Here is a 21,691-nt window from a genome sequence, read left to right as displayed (position 1 = left end):
ATGTCAAAATTGTTTCCATTCTTATAAGATGCAACCAATTTCCCAAATGTGTCCAAATGGGTCTTTCAGTTTTCCTATTCTCCAATCATCTTCAGTTGTCATTGGACAAATTTCTGTTGCACCGAACTTTAGTGCATTTTTGAATAATTCGTCAGCATTTTTAGTTTGTAGTATTATTCTAACTGGGCTACTTGAATTCTGGTCGGGGCTTAGATTACCATTATTCGGTTCTTCGTCGCCAACATAAAATTCTGCTTTGTCAATTTCAATTACTGATGACAGTTTTTTGTCTGGCATTTCAAATCTTTGTTTTTCAATGGCTCCAAAAGCAGAAATATAAAATTCGACAGCTTTTTTTCCATTGTTTACTGTCAAAAAAGGCTTCACTGTTGTCATGTAATTATCTTTCATGAAAAAATTGTTTTTAGGTTTTGTCATCTTAAATGGTACTCGATATTTAATTAAACTGGCGGTGTCCTTGATAGTTACCGTCAACGGACTTAGGCTTTACGACGGGCGGTTTTACAAGCACAAAGCCCCATTTTTTACGAGTTGCCTCGCCACTGGCCACAAACTCCTATTGAACAACACCTTAGTGATGGGTGGTAGTTTTATTTTTTATCACAGTAGCCTTTGTTATCTGTTTTCATATTTTCTCGCCCCCAGTTGTACATACTGTCAATGATGGGGAGCAACGTTTTACCATAGTCAGTGATGGTATATTCTACCCTTGGTGGAATTTCTGGAAAAATTATCCTTTCAATGATTCCATCGGTCTCCAATTCTCTTAGCTGGTTGGTCAACGTTTGCTTACTTATTTCAGTAATATTTTTAAGTAAAATACTATAGCGGTTTCTGTCTGTTCTTATCATGTGAAGAATACTTGGTTTCCATTTCCCACCAATAATATTCATACAATACACCACAGGACAATTCCCTGGTGTAAACTCTTTTGTCTTTCTAACGGCCGTGTTTTTCATTAGTCTATTATTTTAGCCTATGTACATATTTTTTGTTTATACAGATTATTTAGGCAAAGGTAATAAATTTGCCCCGTTAGTACTTTAAACAGTTTTTATAATGAAAGCAATACAATACCAAAATTTTGGGGCATCAGATGTGATAGCGTTTAGCGAAGTTGCTCAACCAGAAATCAAAACGCAAGACGATATTTTAATTCAGGTAAAAGCCGCGAGTATCAACCCTTTAGATCTCAAAATTCGTATGGGATATATGCAACAAATATATCCTATTCAATTGCCATTTATCCCTGGACTGGATGCTGCGGGCATTGTGGTGGCCGTGGGCGATAAGGTGCAGAATTTTAAAGTAGGCGACGAAGTAATGGCCGTAACTATGGCGAATGCGTATGCCGAATTTGTCGTTGTGCATCGGCAATTTGTTTCTCACAAGCCGAGTAATCTATCTTTTGAAAAAGCGGCCTCTTTGGCGGTAAACATCGGCACCGCAGAAAATATATTGTTTACTGAAGGGAAATTGGAAAAAGGCCAAAAAGTGTTTATACAGGGAGCGGCTGGTGCAGTAGGTGCTACGATGGTGCAATTAGCAAAAAACCAGGGCCTTTATGTGTATGCCACTGCATCAGGAAAAGGTGTGGAAATGGTGAAAGAATTAGGGGCCGATGAAGTTTTTGATTATAAAACAACGGATATAATTGCACAAAATATTGAAGTAGATTTGGTAGCTGATTGTGCTGGAGGACAATCACAAGCCCAATTGTTTGAGTTGCTTAAAAAAGGGGGAAAATTGTTGAGTATTGCAGGAATGCCCTCACCAGAATTAGCCCAGCAACATGGTGTAGAAGCCCGATTTGTATCTGCAAACCTCATGGCTAAAAATCTAGAAAATGGATTGCAACTTGTGAAAGAAGGTAAAATCAAACCCGTTGTTACCAAAACGTTTCCATTGGAAGCAGCAGCACAAGCCCAAGATTTTCTCGCGGCTGGTGGCGTGAATGGTAAAGTAGTTTTGACGGTAAACTAATTGAGATACTGTTGGGGCGTAGCAAAATACGGCTGAATGATTCCATACAGTCCCTTCGTCAGGTTCCGTACATGGTCATTTGCTCCCCCAAAGCCCCGCCCCGTTAGTTAACGGAATGGGCAGGCGTATTTTGCACTACCCCAAACCCATGCAAACAACCAACAAACAGCTATAAAAGAAAAAAAGCAGGCCAAAACCTACTCTCAGCGTAGTTACCCACCCGACGACTGGGGCGGTACTCCGCAACAAAAGAAAAGGATTTGGTGAGCTCTCATCGCTAGGCTAGCCGCCCGCCCGAGCTTCGTTCAATCCCGAAGGCTTTCGGGACCTTCATGGCTTGGCCTTCGGCCACCACGAATGCTTAGTTATTGGTGGTTCGGACTTTTTTCCAATCATCATATGTCATTTCAAATTTTATTTCTTTTGTTCCGTGAATTCCAACTTCTGTCCAACCAGCTTTTCTATAAAATTTCTCTGCTCTTGTGTTAAAAGCTGTTCCTAACCAAACCTTATTTTTTGTCTGTGTAAAATACCAATCCAACATTGTCTTGTGTAATAGTTGTCCGATACCTTTCTTCTCAAATTTAGGGTCTAAAAATAAAGCCCAGATATTGTTTTCTTTCAAGTCAGCAATTGCAAAACCTACAATTTGTTTTTCAATTTCACAGACCCAACCTTTTCCTCTAACTGTAATAAATTCTTCACAATCTTCGTTTGTCACCAGATTTGGGTTTGACAAAGTGTTTTCTGTTACAGAATTTCTTACGATTTGAATCTGTTTTATGTCGTCAATTTCAGCTTCTCTAATAATCATATTCAGTTTCGTTGATTTTGTTTCTGTCAACAGGTCGTACAAATTGTTAAGTTGTTTTTATGCCGTTTTGGCTTGACCGCTAATGAGTCTCGGCTTGTAGAAGTGATTGATTTAGAAGGGATTATTTTCGATATAGCACAAAACTTGAATTAAAACCAAATGCTCAATTTAGCACTAAACCCGCCATTTTGACAAAATTATGTCATTTAATATATTTATTTAGTTGTTTTAATTTATCAATTGCATTTTGATTTTCAGGGTTTAACTCCAATGACTTTCGGTAATTAGAAATAGCATTTTTAAAATCCCTATTGTGTAAATAAGTTTCAGCTAAACTGTCATATAGATTTGCTGATTTTGGATATATATGCAATGCTAACAAAAAGACATTAATGCTATGTTCTATTTTTTTGGAATTAAAAGACAATTGTAGCCCTAATGTGTTCAACATACCTTCTTGAAGTTCAATCTCTGGGTGTTTGGATATCGTTCTTTTATACAATGGAATTAAATCTTGGTAATCTTGTGTGAATGCTAAGTCATTAAAATGTTTATAATCGAATTTGATTGTATTTGCTTGTTTCATTTTTTTTGAAATAAAAGTATCAGAAAAACCGTTTTTATCAGGGCTATTTTCTATAAATTGCTTTGCGTATTTATCGTTTTTCAATGTAGCATTTAAAAATTGTAATGTATGTTCAGAAAGTAGTTTATAAGATGCCATTATTTTAGCATCACTTTTGTCTTGTCTCTTATCTCTGTTAGCAAATAAAACACCAAATGTACTAAAATAGGAATGAGTTAGGTCGTGAAATCTATAACTGTAAGCGTTACTATATTGCAATGAGTCATATAGTTGGAATTTATAATTTAGTTCGGCAGGGATTTTATCACTGGTCAAAACTTCTTCTGGGATTTCTTTTTGAGCAAAATGGATATATGGGACAGTAAAATTATCTAAATTAAAATAAGGTGATTTCTCCAATACGCTATAATTATATCTTTCTGTTCCATCTAAACTTACGATTGCGCTTATTTTCTTATGTTTCATAATCGTTATCGAATTGGATAGTCCGCCAAAACTAAATCCCATTAGTGCTATTCTATCAAGGTCTATATTTTTGTATTTATGAATTTCTTTCAAAAGAAACGCTACATCTCTAGATTGTGTTTCCATATCTTTTGTAGTTCCTCCTTCCATCAATCTTGTGTCTGTTCCTCTTGAAGGGCTTGAAATCACAACAAAACCATTACTGGCCAAATATTCGAATAATGCAAAATTTTCAATGGATGTAGCTTGGTAACTTGGTGCGTACACTATAACTGGAAATTTTCCGTCTAAAAAAGCTGAATTTGAAAAGGCAATTACTTTCTCTGAAAGATGTGCCTTATTCTCAGGTGTATTCCATAGGTAAGGAAACCAATCTAGTAAGAACTCGTTTGGTAAATTTTTCCATTCTTCCTCTTCTTTTAGAATTTCTAGGTAATCTAAAACAGCCAACTGCTTGGAATTATTTTTTTTAATTGTTGTGGGATACCAAATACTAATTGGAATAGGTCTGTTAATAATCTGATTGTTAAATTCATTGTGGATACGGTAAGTTCTGGTACTATCAGTTATTGTATAATGCTTAAAACCAACTGTGTATTTTCCGTTATTTAGGTTTATTTCTTTTAATGAAGTCTGCCCTTTTAAAGTCCATACTTGAAAAAATAATACAATTGAAAAAATGGTTAGTCTCATTATTTTAGTTTTTATATTTGGTGGCTATATCGCGTCAAAAGGGTTGATTTTAAGGTTAATTTAAACTTAAAATTTAGCATGTCAAAAGCGCTTCGTCATAAAAATGGTGTATAAACAGCTATAAAAGAAAAAAGCAGGCACCCGCCCGAGTTTCGTTCAATCCCGAAAGTTTTCGGGGTTTCATAGCTTGGCCTTCGGCCACCACGAAAGCTTAGTTGTTAGCTGTAGTGGTTTTTGTGGTTACAATTTTGCTTGGTCAATTGCTTTATATAGTTTCCAATCTCCATCAACATTTTTCCAAATATTGATATATTTGGCTGAATTCTGAATACCTGTTTTGGAAGTTGATGTTAAAACTCCGACTTCAAATGCAATATTTTCAGATATTAGTTCTACCGTTATTGGTGTGCTTTTTATGTCAATGTTTGTTGATGAAACTTTTTCATAAAATGGTTTCAAAGAAGAAATCCCAACTACTTCCGTTCCATTTCGTAGAAATAGAATAGCATCTTTTGAGTGCATATTTAAGACATAATTTGGCTCACCACTTTTCAGGGTAGTTCTCATTTTTTCGTACTTTTTAACAATAATTTGTTTAATTTCATTATTTGAAATTGTGCTTTTTTCATTGCAAGATGACAATGTGATTACTGAACATAAAAACAAAAAAAATGCTTTTTTCATACTATTAATGGCTTTAATTGAACGATTGTCTATACTCCATTGGTGTCAAATTAGTTTTGCTTTTAAATAACTTGCTAAATGACTGTGGATACTCAAAACCTAATTGGTATGCAATTTCACTTGCCGTCAGGGTAGTGGTGGTTAAGATTTCTTTGGCTTTTTCAATAATTTTTTCGTGTATATGTTGTTGGGTGTTTTGTCCTGTCAAGCTACGCAACATATCACTCAAATACGAAGATGAAACATTGAGTTCAGTCGCTAATTTTTCTACTGTTGGTAATGTCAAGTCTGAATCGTTAGTAAAATATTTGGCTAAAATATTCTCAAAGTTTGTAAGCAAATCATTCGTTGCCATCTTTCTTGTAATAAACTGTCTGCTGTAAAAACGATTACAATAATTCAGCAGCAATTCGAGGCTGGAAGCGATTACATCTTGACTAAAAGTATCTAGTCTTAATTTTATTTCGTTTTGAATGTTTTGTACAATTACTTCAATGGTCTTTTCTTCTTCGCCCGAAAGATGTAAGGCTTCATTGACAGCATAAGAAAAAAAGCCATAGTTTTTTATTGATTTTCCTAATGGATATTGCCTAATTAAATCAACATGGAAGATTAAAGACCAGCCGTCAGAGTTTCTGTCTTCTTGGCTATCGACACTTATTATTTGATTGGGCGCGATAAACGACATACTTCCATCGTCAAAATCATAGTGATTTTTGCCATATTTCAATTTTCCCTTAAAACTTTTTTTAATTGAAATGTTGTATAAATCTAAAAGCAACTTTTGTTTAATTTCTTGATTTGGTATTTGAGAATGGTCAATAATGGTAAGCAAAGGGTTTAATGGACTTGGTAAACCCATATAAGTATGCAGCTCTTTTATCGAAGTTATTTTGGTGATATTTTGCTCTGAATTTTTCATAATTATAAACAAGTAGGCAGTTTTATTTTCTGCCTACTTCAATATCGGTGAATTTAAGCATTTTGAAAATCAACTCCCAAACTTCTGTCCATGGTCATTATTTCTAACACATTGGCGGGATATTCAATGGGTAATTTCGACACCTCGTTCAGTTGGTTTAATTCATCTGCTGTAAATATAACATCTACCGATTTTAAATTGTCTTGGAGTTGATGTATTTTAGTTGCACCAATTATGATACTGCTTACAACAGGCTGATGCAATAGCCAAGCCAAGGCCAACTGAGAAATTGAAACCTGTTTTTGTACTGCCATGGGTGTAAGCACATCCAGTACATTGTAGGCTCGTTCTTCGTGAAAAGGCGGGAAAGGAAAACTATTTAATCGGCCTTCTTCTTTTTGTCCGTTTCGTTTGTACTTGCCTGTAAGCAAACCACCGCTCAACGGACTCCAAACCATCATTCCTACTTTTTGGTCTTGTAGCATGGGTATAATTTCCCGTTCGACATCTCTTACATCTAACGAATAATTGGCTTGTAAAGAAGCAAATCTATCCAGATGATTGTATTGTGAATACGCTAAGCCTTTCATTAATTGCCAAGCTGAAATATTGCTGGCACCAAAATACCTGATTTTGCCACTTCGCACCAAATCGTCTAAGGTTCTGATGGTTTCTTCGATGGGCGTCAGTGGGTCGGCAGTGTGAATTTGGTACAAGTCAATATAATCAGTACCGAGTCTTTTTAAACTTCCTTCTACTTGCTGGATAATGTGCTTTTTTGAAAGGCCCAAATCATTTTGTCCTTTGCCCATAGAGCCCCTAACTTTGGTCGCCAACACCAAGTCGTCACGGTTGATAGGAAGATTTTTAATGGCTTGCCCTATCATAACTTCTGAAAGTCCTCCAGAATATATATTTGCAGTGTCGATAAAATTTACTCCTGCCTCGGTTACCGTTTTAATTTGTTCATCAACCGCTTTTTGGTCAAGGTTGCCCATGTAGCCAAAAAAACCTTTCCCGCCATAATTCATTGTACCTAAACACAGCGTAGAAACTTTCAAGCCTGTGCTTCCTAAAATTTTGTACTTCATCATTTTTAATTTAATTGTGAAGTGCAAAGGTCAGAATCTTAAAAAAGTCAGTTGTGTCCTAAATGCAGTTGTTTGTGTTCAAAATGAAGTTGTTGTTGGGGCTAGTACCATTACCGCTAACGGACAGGGCTTGGCGTTCGGGCGGGTTTCCTAGCACAAATGCCCAATTTATTACTAAAGTTTATTAGAAGTACAAAGCTCCAAGTTTGCACGTCTGCCCGCATGACGCAAAACCCGTGTTGAACAAAACCTTCGGTAGCTATATCGCGCCAAAAGGGTTAATTTTAAGGCCAATTTAAACTTAAAATACCTGACCTCAACGTAGTTGCCCCTTTGACGATTGGGATGACCCTCCGCAACTCCATAACAAAAGAAAAGGGTTGTGAGTACTCACCGCCACGCTGGCCGCCTGCCCGAAACCTTAGTTATTAGCAGCAGCCTCATTTTGCTTAATTCTGTTTTATAATGGATTCAAAACTCCCATTTCTCCTCGTTGCAATCGTTGCTGTGTTTCCAGCATTTGTTGCTTGGTGGTCATTACAAAAGGACCGCCGTGAACGATGGGTTCCTTGTGTGGTTTGCCTGATAAAAAAAGAAAATGTGCAGCTTTGTTTTTTGAATGAAGAATTATTTTGTCGCCATCTTTTTCAAAATTAATGAATGCTTTACTTGAAATGTCTTGGTCAGCAATTTTTATTTCACCATCAATCAAATATACCAACGCCATTTCCATGGTATCCAATTCTATCGTAGTATTTGGTTGCAGTGTAACATCTAACAAAGTTGTTTTCGTAACTAACTCGATGGGCGACTGCAAACCATTGTATTGCCCTTGCACTACTCTAATATGTGAATTTTTAGTTTTGTATTCTGGCACATCTTTCGCAGATGCGTGAAAAGCTCTGGGGGCGACCAATCGGTCTTTGTCGGCGTGGTTGATCCAAATTTGAAAACCATGACAATCTACCCCCAAAACTGTTGGTGTTTCGTCGTGGTGTATGCCGCTTCCAGCTTGGGTTACGTGTATGCCGCCAGGTTCTATAATGCTTTTGTCACCATCGCTGTCTCTATTCAAAAACGACCCCTTGCTATCGGGTAGCATATACGTCATTACCGAAACACCTGCGTGCGGATGCGGACCAAAAATAGGTTTACTCATATAAAATTCAGTAAAAACCAAAAAGGGTTCAAATCCGTATTCGGTATGAAAAGCATCTACTGCTTTTAGGCCAGCTATATTTTCTTTAAGCTGTCTGTTGGTTATTTTTTTTATTTGTTTGTACATAGCATTAAAATTTTAATTAATTATTGATTGAAAAATTTAGTAATTTGAGAAATTGCCATAGGAATCATAAATGACACTAAACAGTAAAGCCATTTTCCATTTTTTGGGTGCTTGCATTATGTCTTTTATTTTGATGATGCAAAGTTGGCATAAACTGTCGGACAACAAAAGGGCAGAAATTCGGAATTAATAGTCAAAAATTCGGAAAATTCTAGTTTACAGCGTTTTTCTGTATTGAAGTGGCGAAGTGCCCGAAAGATTTTTGAAGAATTTTCCAAAGGTTGATGCATCTGGAAAATGTAGTGCTTCGGCAACTTGAAGAATTTGTAATTGTGGGTTCGATAGTAACACTTTTGCTTCCAAAATCAATAATTCATTAATCCATTCACTCGCCGTTTTACCTGTTTCTTGTTTTAAAATTTCGGTTAAATATTTTGGCGTAATAAACAATTTGTCGGCATAAAACTGCACGCTTCTTTGTTGTTGAAAGTGAGAATTGAGTAAGTTTTTAAACGTTTCTACCAATTGTTGACTTCGGTTTTTTTTGTAGCTATTTTTAAAATGCAGTTGCTCAAACAGTATTTGATATTCCAGTAAAAGTATGTTGAAGTAGCTGGCTAAAATCTCGTTTTGATAAGCGTGAGAGCGATTGATGTGCGATTTAATGGTTTGAAAAAGCTGCAATACGGTCGTTGTATCGTCAGCGGAGAATTGATTAACGTGTTGTGCGTTTTGGTCAAAAAATTGAAATTGATCTAGATAATTTTGATGGGCAAATATTTTAGAAAAAAATGCTTTAGTAAAAAATAAAGTAAGCGTTTCAAAATCTTCTGAAACATTTTTCCACTGCTTAATCACTTGTGGCGACATTGCTACAATGGAGTTGGGTTGTACAAGATAGTGGTCTAAGTTGCTCACAAGCGTGGCAGTGCCAGACACACATATACCCAATCCGTAGTAATTACTTCGGTAAGGTTTGTTTAATTTATTGGCAAGAGCAAATAATTTTTCATCTGTAAAAAACGCGTCATTTAATGACTGGTTTTGGTCATTAATTTCTTCAAGTTGATATGTAGGAATAATTTCTTTCAATTTATTTGAGCGTGTCGTTAAAGGGGACACCTCAGGTAACTATTGCTAGTTATCACCAAGGGCATTCGTATCTTTGTTAGAAACGGTTTACGGCTTGGCGTTGTGGCGGAAACCGAAGCACAAACCTTCAAATTTGTACAAAAGTTGAATAGAAGAACAATTTAAACTTAAAATTAATCATGACAAAAACGTTTTGTCATAAAAATGGTGTATAAACAACTATAAAAGAAAAAAGCAGGTACCCGCCCGAGTTTCGTTCAATTCCGAAAGCGTTCGAGCTTTCATGGCTTGGCCTTCGGCCACCACGAAAGCTTAGTTGTTAGTGGCTGGTCATTTTTGTCGGGTCACTTACTTTTTTTTTGATTTTCTTTTATCCAGTTCTCTGCTTCAGAAGTGTACCAGTTTTTTGAAAAATTATTGGCATTAATAATCTTCTCATAATACTTTAAGGCTATATCATTAGCCCCTTTACTACTAAAATAAGTTGCTAAGTAATAATTTGCATACGGGTTTTTACTGTCTGCTGTCAATAGATTTATCGCAATTTTTTCAAGTTCTGAATCAAATTTTGTAAAATTCTCTTGCTTTTTAACTGAAGAAATAGCTTTTAGAAAACTTAAATTATGTAACAAAGTTAAATCGGAATAACTTTCATACTCTGGATATAATTTGAACACTTTATCCAAAATAGCTGTACTCATTTCTCCTTGGCTGATGTCATACCTTGCCATAAAACTTTCTGAAATAGATTGTGCCAATAGTTTTCTGCGATAAAATGATGAATTTTTTGAGTTAATTCTACTTTCTATGATTTTTAGAGAAGTTGAAGTTTCAAAAAGAGGTTCATTATTCAAGTCTAATACATAGTTTTTTAGAAAACTTAAGGCAAATAATGAATAAGTAATATCTCCATAAATTAATCGAGATGGGTCGCTTATTAAGTTATTATTCGCCGAAATAATTAAGGTCAGGTTTTTGCCTGGCACTTTGAGAAATAAGCTTGAGTAACAATCGTATTGCCCATATCCCCAAATCAAATCATTATTTTGAAATTTTTGAGAAAAAATACCTTGTCCGTATGGCAAGTTATTTTTGAAAGGAGCAAACATCTTTTTCTTTGAATTTTCCGTCATTAAAGAATTGTCGTCTAATGCTTTACTAAACTTTGCCAAATCTCGTACTGTTGACGAAATGCCAGCAGCTGCAGAATAACCAAAGTCAATAAATCCATCTGTAATTTCACCCTCATAGGTATAAGGCATTGCAATTTTCCTGTTTTCTTTCTTTACCTGTAGAGTATCTTTCAAAAGAAATGTGTTTTTTAGTCCAAGTGGCTGGATTATTTTCTCGTTAATTTCTTTTTCAAAAGAATTTCTAGAGGCTTTCTCAATCACAGTTGTCAGCCAGCCAAAACGTCCGCTATAATAAAACTGCTGCCCGATATCGCCTTGCGATGTATGAGATAAAATATGTTTGATTTTTATAGAATCAGCAATATTCCTATTAGTAACATATTTATTAATCGGTTCGTCTAAGTCTAATTTCTTTTCCTCAACCAACTTCATAATTAAAACCGTAGAAAATATCTTGGTTAAGGAAGCCATTGGAAAAGTTGTCAGTGAGTCGTTTACAACTTTCGTTTTTAAATTAACAAAGCCTAAATAGTCTTCAAAAATTGTTTTATCGCCTTTTTTTATAATAACAGAAATGGCTGGGATATGAAAAAATGCTTTGAGCTCAGTTAGTTCTCTTGCGAAAGTCTTTTTCCTTGCCTGAGCTATTGCTTGATTTGTTTTACAGCCAAAAGATATCAAGAAAAAAAATGTAAAAAACAAATTCTTAGTCATTTGATTTTAGTTTGTTAAGAGGTTGCCATTTTGACTTGTCACTAACGTTTTGGCGCTTGGCGAAGTGGCGGATTTTGAAGCACAAAAGTTCAATAGAATTACTGCTGTTGAACCTTGCACAAATGTTTCATAGTAGCACTTCAGCCGCCATACTGCCAAACCGATGTTATGCGAGGTCGGCTTTCTTCTCTCAATTCAGTCGTTCTGCCCATTTTAATTCTGTCGGTAATTCTTGGTTTGAAAATTCAATATGTATTACTCGTCTTTTTTTATTATTCGTTGTCCTGCTTGAACTGTGTAAGATTAAAGGTTTCGTTATCATAATTCCGCCTTTACTCACTTTACAAGACGTTTCAGTTTCTGTCGTCCAGTCAATTGTTTCAGGTCTATAAATTTTCTTTGAATGTGATTTTGGAATTACTCTTAATGCACCGTTATTTTCGTCTGTGTCGTCAAGGTGAATTCTGATTGTGTAAATATTTTCTAAAATGTCAATTGGTGGTTGGACGGCAAATTGATTTTGCTTTGTTGTCCAAGGTCCAAAGTTTTCAAGTTCTACTTTTTTGTCAACTGAAATGGTCAAGTCTTGATGGTAAGAAACATACCAATTTGAAGTTTCAGGTTTGTCAAAATAAATACTCTTAACCACGAAATAATTGTCCCCGAAAAGTTGCCCTACTACATTTTTTAATTTGTCATTAAACACCAAGTTTGTTGTCTCTGAAATTTCTTTTAAAAACTGTCTAATTGCGAAAATGTCATCCGACTTTCTAAATGTTTCTTTGTCATTGTCGGCTTGGTCAATAGTCAACAAAATTTGTTCTATTTCCTTGTCAGAATAGATATCGTCAATAGTCGTGAAACCATTTTCTGTAAGGTCAATTTTATGTCTTTCAGTTACTGTCATTTTCTATCAGTGTCGTCTTTTAAGCTGCCGCATAACGGATAGAGCTTGTGGCAAGTGGGGAATTTTAGCACCCAAATTGAGCCTTAGCACACTATTCGATTTTGTTCTAATGTTAAATTACTTCCGTCTGCCCCACTTGCCACAAACCCATGTTGGTGGCTGTTTTTATTTTTTCAATAACTTGTCAATTGCCTTGATTATTATCATCCTGTTCTTTGCTGCTTTAATGAAATTTGGAAGGCATTCAACCATTGTCGTGTGGGTTGTAGTCTGTCGTTCTCTCAACTTTGCTGTAACATAACTTCTAATTTCAACTAAATGTAGCCTATTGTAAGCCCAAAATGTATCGCCTTTAATGTCAATTTGAAACCAAAGTGGTAAATGAAAAATTGGGTCACAAGCACCAATGCTATTGTAAATTAGTCTATAAGCATCGTTTCTTGGTTTGTAAGTCCTAACTTGTCCGCAATTAGCACAAGGAAGCGTCAGTTCTTCAACTTTCTCTTTATTATTTGGAATGGTTACATCTATTGATTGTCCACAATTGTCACAATTTCGTTTGACCACTGCTTTATATCTAGTATGGTCATTTCTCTTTTCTACATGATTGCAAGTTTGGCAAATCAACTTATCCTTACTCGTGTCGTATGACTGAGAAGTCGTCACTGTCGCCAAATGTCCACACTTGGGACAATGCACCAGAAATTCATTCATATATGAGCGTCGAACTGTCGCAGGGCCAGAATATCTTAAAATAATGTCGTCCATTACGTCGTCTTTGTCTTTAAGTTTTTTGTCGAACGGTAGCGTTTGTAAAATAGCCACCAACGGACGGGTATTGAAGAAGTGGGGGAATTTGAAAACGACTGCTCGAATAAAGCACAGAAGTAAAATAGAAGTAGGAATGCTCAATTTATTCCGTCAGCCCCCATTTATTCAATACAATGTTGGTGGCTGCCGTCGCACGTGCGACCCCGTTTTTTCGCCAGCCAAGTTTCCATGAGCAAAAAGTCCACAAGTATCTATTTATCAGTCAATTGTCTGTGTACCGACTTAACAAAGTCCACCGTAGTACCTGCAATGTCCGCAATTTGCTCAAAAGTCAAAGACATTTTAGAAAGTAAATTTCTTACAATCCTTTCTTCTGCTTTTGCTTCTCCCTTATCAAGACCTCTCAAAAATAGAACGTCTCTTTCTTCTTTGATGTATTCTGCGATGCTGTCCATAGCGTTTTTTAAATTTAGTTCTAAGTTACGAAGTTGAGCCAACACACGCAACTGATTAAAGTACCTATTTAACGAAAAATCTCCTTTGGTGGTTTCCTTGACACGAACAAGTATCTGTTTTAGGGCATTTTCGGGATTTTCTCCTGCAAAGTTTGCCAAAGTGCCCAAGATAATTTCTTCGGGTTTGTCTGAGTTAAGGAAGATATGATAGTCAAGTGTCGAAAGCGAAACAAGCGGATAACTGAATTTTAGCCGTTCTCTGTCAAGTTCGGTTGGCATTTTTGGATTGTCCGCCCCAAGAAAAATGACAAATTGCTTCACAGGTAACTCATATTTTCTTTCAAGCATGATAAAGTATTCTGCCATTCGATAAACCATTTTTGGCTCATCTCTGACTTGAAACTCAATTTGAAGTACAAAAGTGTCGCCTTTTATATCAGTTACTTTTTTGAGTACATCGGGTTTGCGTTCTTTGGTATGTTGAATATCATCAGGCAGTTCTTCCATAGAAACAGCCGTAATATCAACGGGGCCGCCCTTTAGATTTGTGCTATGGTAAAATTTCAAGATTGAGTATTTTTATCAAACAATACCAGAGTGGGTTTTCCTAAGGGGTCGCAGAGATTTTTCACTCTATGCTCGGATTCAGGTCCCACTCTAAATGGCTTACTAAAACTCAAATGGAAATTAGGGCATTATGGCCCATTAGTAAGGGTTTGAGAAATAGGGTAAGTTTTTAGTATAACTCTTAATAGATTAATGCTCATGGAGACTCTACATTTTATTGGCATTGACATTTCAAAGGCAACTTTAGATTGGGCTGTTTATTCAATCCAAAAGGGTATTATTTATCAGACTCAATCTGCTAATTCAGAAGCGGCGATTAAAGCTACACTTAAAATCATTGAATCTTTACCAGGCTTTGAGCGCTCCATGTCTGTATGTTGCATGGAGCATACCGGTATTTACAATACTCATTTACTGGATTGTTTATACCATCTGCATTATCCCATCTGGTTAGAAAACAGCTTACAGATTAAACGAGCGGGAGGCTTACAACGCGGCAAAACGGATGCCATTGATGCCGTTCGTATTGCTGAATACGCCTTCCGATTTAAAGATAAAACGCGTCTATGGCAACCTCCCCGTCAGGTTATTCAACGATTAGCAGCGCTGAGTGCGGTTCGCCACAGACTTTTGACAGCGCGTCAGCAATTGCAACAACCTTTGCAGGAGCAACAGGGATTTGTAACTCCTGCTTTACAAAAACAACTTACCAAAACCTGTCAGGCATCATTGAAAGCCATCAATCTTGACATTGAGAAGATTGAAAAACAAATCAAAGACCTTATCGATAAAGATTCCCATTTAAAAGAACTTTTTGAATTGATCACTTCTGTTCCCGGTGTGGGTCCAAGTACTGCCTCAGAGGTAATTATTGCCACTAACGAATTTACGACCATTACTGATCCTAAAAAATTAGCCTGTCATGCAGGGGTCGCTCCTTTTGAATACCAATCTGGCAGTAGTATTAGGGGCAAAACCAGAGTTAACCATCAGGCAAGAAAGCGTTTGAAAAGCCTTTTTCATTTAGGGTCAATGTCTGCCATTCGAGTCAAAGGCGAAATTCAGGACTATTATTTGCGTAAAGTTGCTGAAGGCAAGAATAAAATGCTGGTTTTGAATGCCGTTCGTAATAAATTAATTCATCGTGTTTGCGCTGTGGTTCACCGCCAACAGAAATATGATAAAAATTATACATCCACGCTTACATAAACCATGGAAATCCGTGCGGTACATTTTGCATGATACTCGAAATTACGGCTTCGATATTCTCTTTAAAAATCTTGTCGTATTGGTTCGCTTGGCGTTTTTTCTTTTTTGCTTCCATGAAAGCAAAGCTACTGAAAATCAACTAAGATTCATATCTATTCGATAAGGAAGCTACCATAGATAAGTATGTTTCTTTTGCTGTCTCCATTTTAGAATCGCTTATTTGCTGAAAGAACAACTGCAAATGATTTTCCCAAATCTCTTGGAAAATATGTCGACTATCAGGTAGTTTATTTATTGAAGATACTATGTGAGGTGCTATCTCATAATACTCATCAATAATTTACTGTCCATTGGGTGTTTTTGCCAACCAATTATCTCGAAAACTTCTAATGGTTTCTAATTCGATACAATTGTCAGGTTTGCCCAGAGTCTGACAAACCGCAGTGGTAATAAAGCATAATCCTTTACTTCGTTTTTCCTTCTTTGCAGCAATTTTTGCCTCAGATTTTTCACGAGCTGCTTTTACACTGGGCGTTTCATTTCTTTTTGCAGGTTTTGCCTGACGGTTAGTGTGCTTGTCATGAGTTGACGGTCTTGCATTTTTTTGTGTTCTGCCATTTTGTTTAAAGTTTAAAAATGAAAAAAAGGTTAAGGATGCTACACTAATTTACTAAGATTTCGTCCTGCGGTAGCCACCAACGTTATGCGGCTTGGCGTAGTGGGGGCTTTTCAGCACAAAACTTCATACGAAGCCGAAAGTTCAAATTTACGAAAAACTGTCATACGAAGAACGTCCGCCCCCATTACGCCAAACCGCTGTTAGCAGCTGGCGTTCTGTCCACCGTCTTAGTAAACCATTGTCTGTATGTCGTCCAAGTGTCGGGTTGTGCGTTCGGGTATTTTTTCTTTTTCAGAAGGGCAGGAAAATTTTTTTATTCAATTTTTTTTAGGGAAACAAGCACACTCTTTTTGCAGCTTTGGTTTGCGTGTCGGCTTGTAGCGGCTGCAAAATGTGTGTGCTTGTGTGCGTTGGCTTTTTACTTCGCTAATTGTAATATTCTGTATGCTCCTCTTGCAACAATTATAAAAACGATTGCTCCAATAATCAAGTCGGGATAACCTGAATTAAGCCAATTAACCAAAAGTCCGGCTGTGATTACTCCCGAATTAATAATTACGTCATTGGAAGTGAAAATCATACTTGCTTGCATATGAGCCTCTTTGCTCTTACCTTTTTGTAATAAGTAAAGACAAATCACATTAGCGATAAGAGCCAAAACAGAAACGATAATCATTGTTTGAAAATCAGGCATTTTCTCAATTCCTATAAATCGTCTGACTACTTCTACAAAACCAATTACAGCAAGAAGTATTTGAAAATATCCTGCAAATTTTGCGATGTTATTTTTTCTCGTTATTGTTCCACCTACCGCAAATAATGCCAATCCGTAAACAATACTGTCTGCGAGCATATCCAAACTGTCTGCCACTAATCCCATTGAGTTGGAAAAAATTCCAAACAGCATTTCCAATCCGAAAAACAGAAAATTGATAATAAGAACCGTCCACAACAATTTCCGTTGTTTATTGCTTGTGTCGGTTTCAATTTCCACCTTGCTTTCTTCGGTTGAAACCAAAGAAGTATCAAGGTTCAGCGTATTTAATGCTAAGTTTATCGGCTCTGGTTTTCCGTTATGATGAACTGCTAATTTTCGGTTTGGAATGTCAAACTCCAATGATTTTATTTCATCAAACTTTTGCAGTTTCATCCGTATTAATTGCTCCTCGCTTGGGCAATCCATTTTTGTAATGTTAAATATTGTCTTTTGCATAATTGCTACAATTTTAGTTTGATACCACCATTAATTAAAAATCCGTCAAGCGGTGCGTAAATGTCCCTGAAAACAGGATTAGTTAGTGTGCCTGTATAAATAGTGTCAAATCGGGTTTGCCTTGCGTCAAGGAAATTTTCAAAGTTGATGTAAACCGAAAATTTCTCCCATAGCTTTTCAACCATAAAACCACAAAGCACATATTGTTTTCCTGTTGCACCGTCACTCAATTTTTGAGGACTGAAATAATACGCTTCCAAACCTACTTTCCATTTGTCCTCTACTTCATACATTAAAACTGAATTTATCCTGTGCTTTGGCGTAAGCGGTGTATTTGTCAAAATTCCGTTTTGATGCAAGCGGGTATCGGTGAATGTATAACCCAAAAACAATTTAAAATCTTCATAGCCGATTTTGATATTGGTTTCCGTTCCTCTTGTATCAATGTGTCCTGCCGAATTGATAAATTGGTATAATCCGCCTGTTTGATACTCAAGCAACAAAGGGTTATTCAAATAGGTGTAAAAGAAAAGTTGGTTGATACTGAACGTTACTTTTTCGCCAAATACGGTGCGATAATTAAAATCAACATTTCCTCCGTAACTGCGTTCCAATTTGTTGATGTTTTTATCAATGGGCATTACATTTTGGTATTGTATGCGTTCGCTTTCCTCTGTAAATATGGTTGGTGTTTTATAGCCAAAACCACCACCAAGCCGTGAAGAAAATTTGTCGGTTATTTTGAATAATGCTGAAACTCTTGGCAGCAAAGCAATACCATAATCAATAACATAGTCGGCTCTGAAACCTGTTTCAAGATTGAGCCACTTGGTTGCTTTCCACGAATTTTGAGCAAATGAACCAAAAGTAATTTGGTTATAATTTCTCAATGGAAAAGTGTCTGTCTGCTTTTCCTGAAAGTTATCCGACCAAAGATTTACACCTGCAACCCATTCTGTTTTTTCCCGAATATTGGTATAGCTTGCTTCGCTGAATGTGGCTGTTTGTGTGCCGTCAAAACTGTAATTTGGAATATTGATTATCCTGTTAAAATAACTCACACTGTTCTTGAAATTGAAGAAACTTTTGTCATTAAATTTATGGTCAAAAGACAATTGCGTGGAATAGCGTTGTGTTTTGTTTTCTTCAAAATAACTGTGGATAGTGTCGCCTTTTCCTTGTATAAAATGTATGTCGCCACCGATACGGTTTTCAATAGCTGTGTTTATTCCAACATTCAGTTTTGTTTTGTCGCTGAAATAAACAAATAACTTAGGATTGAAAACATACCTGTCAAATTTTGGAATAGCTGAAAAATCACCCGATGGGGTATAAGCCCAATTGCGGTTATGTGCAGCAAAAATAGTTGTCCCGATTTTGTTAAATCGCTGTCCGTAAAAACCGTTAATGTCAAAACCTCTGCCCGAACTTCCGTTTAAATGAAAACGTAATTCTTTTTCATCTGTCGGTGTTTTGGAAATAAGGTTTACCAATCCTGCTATTGCTCCGCCTCCGTAAAGTGTAGATGAAGAACCTTTAATAATTTCTACTTGCTTTAAGTCAAGCGGTGGCGTTTGCAAAAGTCCTAAACCGCTTGCTGCTCCTGCATATAGCGGAAATCCGTCTTTAAGAATTTGTGTATATCGTCCGTCAAGTCCCTGAATACGAATAGAAGCATTGGCAGACGTTGCGGAAGTTTGCTGCGTTTGTATGCCTGTGCTTTCACTTAAAAGCATACGAATATCGCCTGCTTTCATATTTCCTTTTTCTTCTAATTCTTCCCCTGCAATAAATTCAATTCTTGTCGGAATGTCCTTTATGGTTCTGGAACTTCGGGTAGATGAAATCACAATTTCGTCCAATTCGTCTGCATTTGATTTGAGAAAAATCTCTATCAGGTTTGATGTTGTCAACGGAAAATCAAACGTGTCTTTTCTTGTTTCATAACCGATGTAACGAAATTCAATTATCTGCTTTCCGTTTGGGATATTGGTTAAGGTTATCATTCCGTTAATGTCTGCGGTTGCTCCTGTTGCCGTTCCTGATAAAATAGCTGTCGCACCGATTAACGGTTCTTTTGTTTCGCTGTCTTTTATGACCGCTTTAAATGTATTCTGTCCGAATACGGTATTTATGTTGAATGCTACCATTAGTAGCAAAATGATTTTAAACTTCATTGCCTAAATGATTATTAATGTTTGAAAAATAAGAATTGGCGGTGCGTAGCACCGCAATTTGTTATTGTGCCGAAGGCACGGAAACATTAACTAATTTTGGGCGGTTGCCAAATGGAAGAGAAAAAGTCAGACGTTGTATTTTCCTTGTAAATAGAAACTTTTTTGTCTGAATAAGTGAGGATAGAGTGTATTGAAAAATTTGCTATTGGAAAAGTGAAACCTAAACAGGTATTGCAACTCATAAATGGTGAACAACAATCGCTGCAATCTTTGTCATTTTGATTGTCTTGTGATTGTTCGGTTGTTTGCTCCTGAAAACATTTGTCCTCCACCAAATTTGGTACTGCTGTCAGCAACAAAACATAAAGGGCTAATATGAAGGAGAAATATTTCACGCTGCAAAGTTAGTATAATTCATTATTTGATTGTCCAATCGTCATTATCATTATCATTTTCATTAACAGTTATCTTACTGATAACAGCGTTTGCTCCTGAGTCTGTGTAAGTTCCATACCCATTGACAAATACGCCTTTAGCTCCGTCTTTCTGATTTGTCATTGCGTATAAAATAGCTTCGTCTTCCAAGTCGTTTTGTCCTGTAAAACGATATATTTTGTCAATAACGATGTCGTTCAAATCAACTTTTTCGCCTCCTTTTTTGTAAGATATGTTTTCTTCCAACAAGTTAAAGTCTTCTGTATAACCACGTTGTCTTAGTATTTCTATTACTTCTGATAATGTTTTCTCTGTTGATAGCATAGTGTTCTCTATATAGATGTTTATAAATGCAAAGTTAAAAAAGCGTTGGGAAAAATGGCTCTTTGGATTTTGCCGAAGCGTGGGCTTTTGTGTGTCGGGGCAAAAGCCAATGTGCCATTGTGCGGTGGCAAAAAATTGAATAAAAAAATGTGCGGTGGGGAAAAGAAAAAATACAGAAGAGTCGGCAAGGTGTGTCGGCTTAGTTCTTGTCCGTTTGTAATATGGTCTGTATGTCTTTGTTTATCTGTCAAAATGGTTTACGCTTCTCTTGTTTGTCTGTCCGTTACTGTCAGGGTTGCACGGTCTTTTTACGCTTGCTGCTAACGGTTTGGGGCTTTGCGTTCGGGCGGGTTTCGGAGCACAAAAGCTTGTATTATTCCTAAAGTTCAATTGAAAAACTGCCGTTGAATTTTGCACTTCAGCCCGCCTGACGCAAAACCCTTGTTAGCACCAGTTTTTATTCAATTTTTCTATATTCATAAGTTGAGTTGTTATTTAATCCAGCTCCAATTATAATTAATAATGCTCCATATTGGTCATAAGATTTGTTTAAAATAAGATTATTATTTTTTGAAATACCTAATCTAATTCTTCCATTTCTACAACCGCCTAATAAAAAAGGAACACCTTCACATTTGTAAAATGAGTTTTTAAGTTTAATCATTCCATTATTCACTTTATAATTCACAGAATCCTTTTTTATAACTGAATCATTTAATATTAATTCATATAATAGTTTCCCATTTGGCTTGAAATTTAATTTAATAAATTCGTAATCTAAAATTTCCGTTTTGTCATAATAAGGTGCTTTATTTTGTATTCTTTCATATACCCCTAAAAGATTTTTAGTTTTCAAAGAGTCTTCTGTATTCCAGTTTGACTGTTCTCCGAAATATCGAAAAGGTTTTGATTCATATTTCCCATTTAAGCTTGAATATCCAATTCTTCCAATTTTCACTAATTCATTTTTAAATTCTTTCCGACTGTAGCTGGCACAATTTGTGAAAATAAATAATAGTAAAATAAGTCTGATGTTTTTCATTAAGTTAATTTTTGTTCAAAATTGGTGCTAACGATTGTATTTACGCCACTCTACCGTTTTCAAACGATTATAAACGTTTGTTGTCGGCTGTTATGGCGTCTATTTCCGATTTGTGCGTGGTCGTTGTGGTTTGTCTAACATGATAATACTGTCGGCAATTATCTCGGTTACGTATCGCTTTTCGCCCGTTTTGTCCTCGTAAGACCGTGTTTTGAGCTTTCCTTCTACGTATATCAAACTCCCTTTCTGCAAATAAGTAGCTGCTAACTCGGCCAAATTTTGCCACAAAACTACTGTGTGCCATTCGGTATTGGTATGAGATTGCCCTTTGCTGTCTTTATAAGTTTCGGTTGTTGCCAACGACAACTTAGCTACCTTTGTGCCGCCTTCTAAAGCCTGTATCTCAGGGGTTTTACCTAAGTTACCAATGAGTGTTACTTTTCGGACCGCCGACGCGGTTAAGTCCACGCATATCACAATTGTTTCTCA

21 protein-coding genes are annotated in these 21,691 nt (G+C 36.3%); 3 read left to right on the top strand and 18 right to left on the bottom strand.

All coding sequences use genetic code 11. The annotated features are described in order from the left end of the window. Positions 1-21 precede the first annotated feature (21 nt). On the bottom strand, positions 22-411 hold the full coding sequence (locus DTQ70_RS16190; RefSeq protein ID WP_122934436.1) for a VOC family protein: 390 nt from the start codon (positions 409-411) through the stop codon (positions 22-24). A gap of 200 nt (positions 412-611) precedes the next feature. Continuing rightward, positions 612-980 (bottom strand): helix-turn-helix domain-containing protein, encoded by a 369-nt coding sequence (locus DTQ70_RS16185; RefSeq protein WP_122931774.1) that lies wholly within the window; start codon positions 978-980, stop codon positions 612-614. Positions 981-1,080: 100 nt separating this feature from the next. Between DTQ70_RS16185 and DTQ70_RS16180 the strand changes: the two genes are divergently transcribed. Next, entirely contained in the window at positions 1,081-2,004 is a 924-nt protein-coding gene (locus tag DTQ70_RS16180) for an NADP-dependent oxidoreductase (protein ID WP_122931773.1), read from the top strand. Positions 2,005-2,365: 361 nt separating this feature from the next. Here the strand turns inward: DTQ70_RS16180 and DTQ70_RS16175 are convergent, their stop codons facing one another. From DTQ70_RS16175 to DTQ70_RS16130, 10 genes are all read right to left on the bottom strand, one after another. Then, positions 2,366-2,818 (bottom strand): GNAT family N-acetyltransferase, encoded by a 453-nt coding sequence (locus tag DTQ70_RS16175; RefSeq protein ID WP_122931772.1) that lies wholly within the window; start codon positions 2,816-2,818, stop codon positions 2,366-2,368. Positions 2,819-3,020: 202 nt separating this feature from the next. Next, positions 3,021-4,562, bottom strand: coding sequence for a prolyl oligopeptidase family serine peptidase (locus DTQ70_RS16170; RefSeq protein ID WP_122931771.1), 1,542 nt, complete (start codon positions 4,560-4,562; stop codon positions 3,021-3,023). Between the two features lie 240 nt (positions 4,563-4,802). Beyond that, a complete protein-coding gene (locus DTQ70_RS16165) occupies positions 4,803-5,246 on the bottom strand; it encodes a nuclear transport factor 2 family protein (protein WP_122931770.1) in 444 nt (147 codons plus the stop codon). A 13-nt stretch (positions 5,247-5,259) separates the two neighbouring features. After that, positions 5,260-6,168, bottom strand: coding sequence for an AraC family transcriptional regulator (locus tag DTQ70_RS16160; protein ID WP_122931769.1), 909 nt, complete (start codon positions 6,166-6,168; stop codon positions 5,260-5,262). 53 nt (positions 6,169-6,221) lie between these two features. Continuing rightward, the gene (locus DTQ70_RS16155) at positions 6,222-7,262 is read right to left on the bottom strand and encodes an aldo/keto reductase (RefSeq protein WP_229599953.1); all 1,041 of its coding nucleotides are present in this window, start codon (positions 7,260-7,262) and stop codon (positions 6,222-6,224) included. Between the two features lie 457 nt (positions 7,263-7,719). Continuing rightward, a complete protein-coding gene (locus tag DTQ70_RS16150) occupies positions 7,720-8,544 on the bottom strand; it encodes a pirin family protein (RefSeq protein WP_122931767.1) in 825 nt (274 codons plus the stop codon). A gap of 216 nt (positions 8,545-8,760) precedes the next feature. Then, positions 8,761-9,636: an AraC family transcriptional regulator gene (locus DTQ70_RS16145; RefSeq protein ID WP_122931766.1), complete on the bottom strand. Its 876-nt coding sequence runs from the start codon at positions 9,634-9,636 to the stop codon at positions 8,761-8,763. Between the two features lie 344 nt (positions 9,637-9,980). Beyond that, entirely contained in the window at positions 9,981-11,483 is a 1,503-nt protein-coding gene (locus DTQ70_RS16140) for a serine hydrolase (RefSeq protein ID WP_122931765.1), read from the bottom strand. 190 nt (positions 11,484-11,673) lie between these two features. Next, entirely contained in the window at positions 11,674-12,390 is a 717-nt protein-coding gene (locus DTQ70_RS16135) for a phytanoyl-CoA dioxygenase family protein (protein WP_122931764.1), read from the bottom strand. Positions 12,391-12,555: 165 nt separating this feature from the next. After that, positions 12,556-13,158 (bottom strand): hypothetical protein, encoded by a 603-nt coding sequence (locus DTQ70_RS16130; RefSeq protein WP_164490076.1) that lies wholly within the window; start codon positions 13,156-13,158, stop codon positions 12,556-12,558. Between DTQ70_RS16130 and DTQ70_RS30730 the strand changes: the two genes are divergently transcribed. Continuing rightward, positions 13,148-13,393 (top strand): hypothetical protein, encoded by a 246-nt coding sequence (locus DTQ70_RS30730; protein WP_164490075.1) that lies wholly within the window; start codon positions 13,148-13,150, stop codon positions 13,391-13,393. The two genes, DTQ70_RS16130 and DTQ70_RS30730, sit on opposite strands and share 11 nt — an antisense overlap. Positions 13,394-13,412: 19 nt before the next feature. Here DTQ70_RS30730 and DTQ70_RS16125 read toward each other — a convergent pair whose 3' ends face one another. Next, complete coding sequence (locus DTQ70_RS16125) at positions 13,413-14,123, bottom strand: hypothetical protein (RefSeq protein ID WP_206019531.1); 711 nt, start codon at positions 14,121-14,123, stop codon at positions 13,413-13,415. 258 nt (positions 14,124-14,381) lie between these two features. Between DTQ70_RS16125 and DTQ70_RS16120 the strand changes: the two genes are divergently transcribed. Beyond that, the gene (locus tag DTQ70_RS16120; protein ID WP_122934435.1) at positions 14,382-15,392 is read left to right on the top strand and encodes an IS110 family transposase; all 1,011 of its coding nucleotides are present in this window, start codon (positions 14,382-14,384) and stop codon (positions 15,390-15,392) included. Positions 15,393-16,429: 1,037 nt separating this feature from the next. Here DTQ70_RS16120 and DTQ70_RS16115 read toward each other — a convergent pair. From DTQ70_RS16115 to DTQ70_RS16090, 5 genes are all read right to left on the bottom strand, one after another. Next, the gene (locus DTQ70_RS16115; protein ID WP_122931762.1) at positions 16,430-17,224 is read right to left on the bottom strand and encodes a cation transporter; all 795 of its coding nucleotides are present in this window, start codon (positions 17,222-17,224) and stop codon (positions 16,430-16,432) included. Between the two features lie 5 nt (positions 17,225-17,229). After that, on the bottom strand, positions 17,230-19,401 hold the full coding sequence (locus DTQ70_RS16110) for a TonB-dependent receptor (protein ID WP_122931761.1): 2,172 nt from the start codon (positions 19,399-19,401) through the stop codon (positions 17,230-17,232). Between the two features lie 417 nt (positions 19,402-19,818). Continuing rightward, positions 19,819-20,160: a hypothetical protein gene (locus tag DTQ70_RS16100; RefSeq protein WP_122931759.1), complete on the bottom strand. Its 342-nt coding sequence runs from the start codon at positions 20,158-20,160 to the stop codon at positions 19,819-19,821. 457 nt (positions 20,161-20,617) lie between these two features. Next, the gene (locus DTQ70_RS16095; RefSeq protein WP_122931758.1) at positions 20,618-21,202 is read right to left on the bottom strand and encodes a hypothetical protein; all 585 of its coding nucleotides are present in this window, start codon (positions 21,200-21,202) and stop codon (positions 20,618-20,620) included. A gap of 99 nt (positions 21,203-21,301) precedes the next feature. Beyond that, positions 21,302-21,670, bottom strand: coding sequence for a single-stranded DNA-binding protein (locus DTQ70_RS16090; RefSeq protein WP_122931757.1), 369 nt, complete (start codon positions 21,668-21,670; stop codon positions 21,302-21,304). Between the last annotated feature and the right edge of the window lie 21 nt (positions 21,671-21,691).

The organism is Runella sp. SP2 (assembly GCF_003711225.1).
Classification (GTDB): Bacteria; Bacteroidota; Bacteroidia; order Cytophagales; family Spirosomataceae; genus Runella.
Note: the sequence above shows the minus strand (reverse complement) of the source record. Positions and strands in the feature narration are given on the sequence as shown.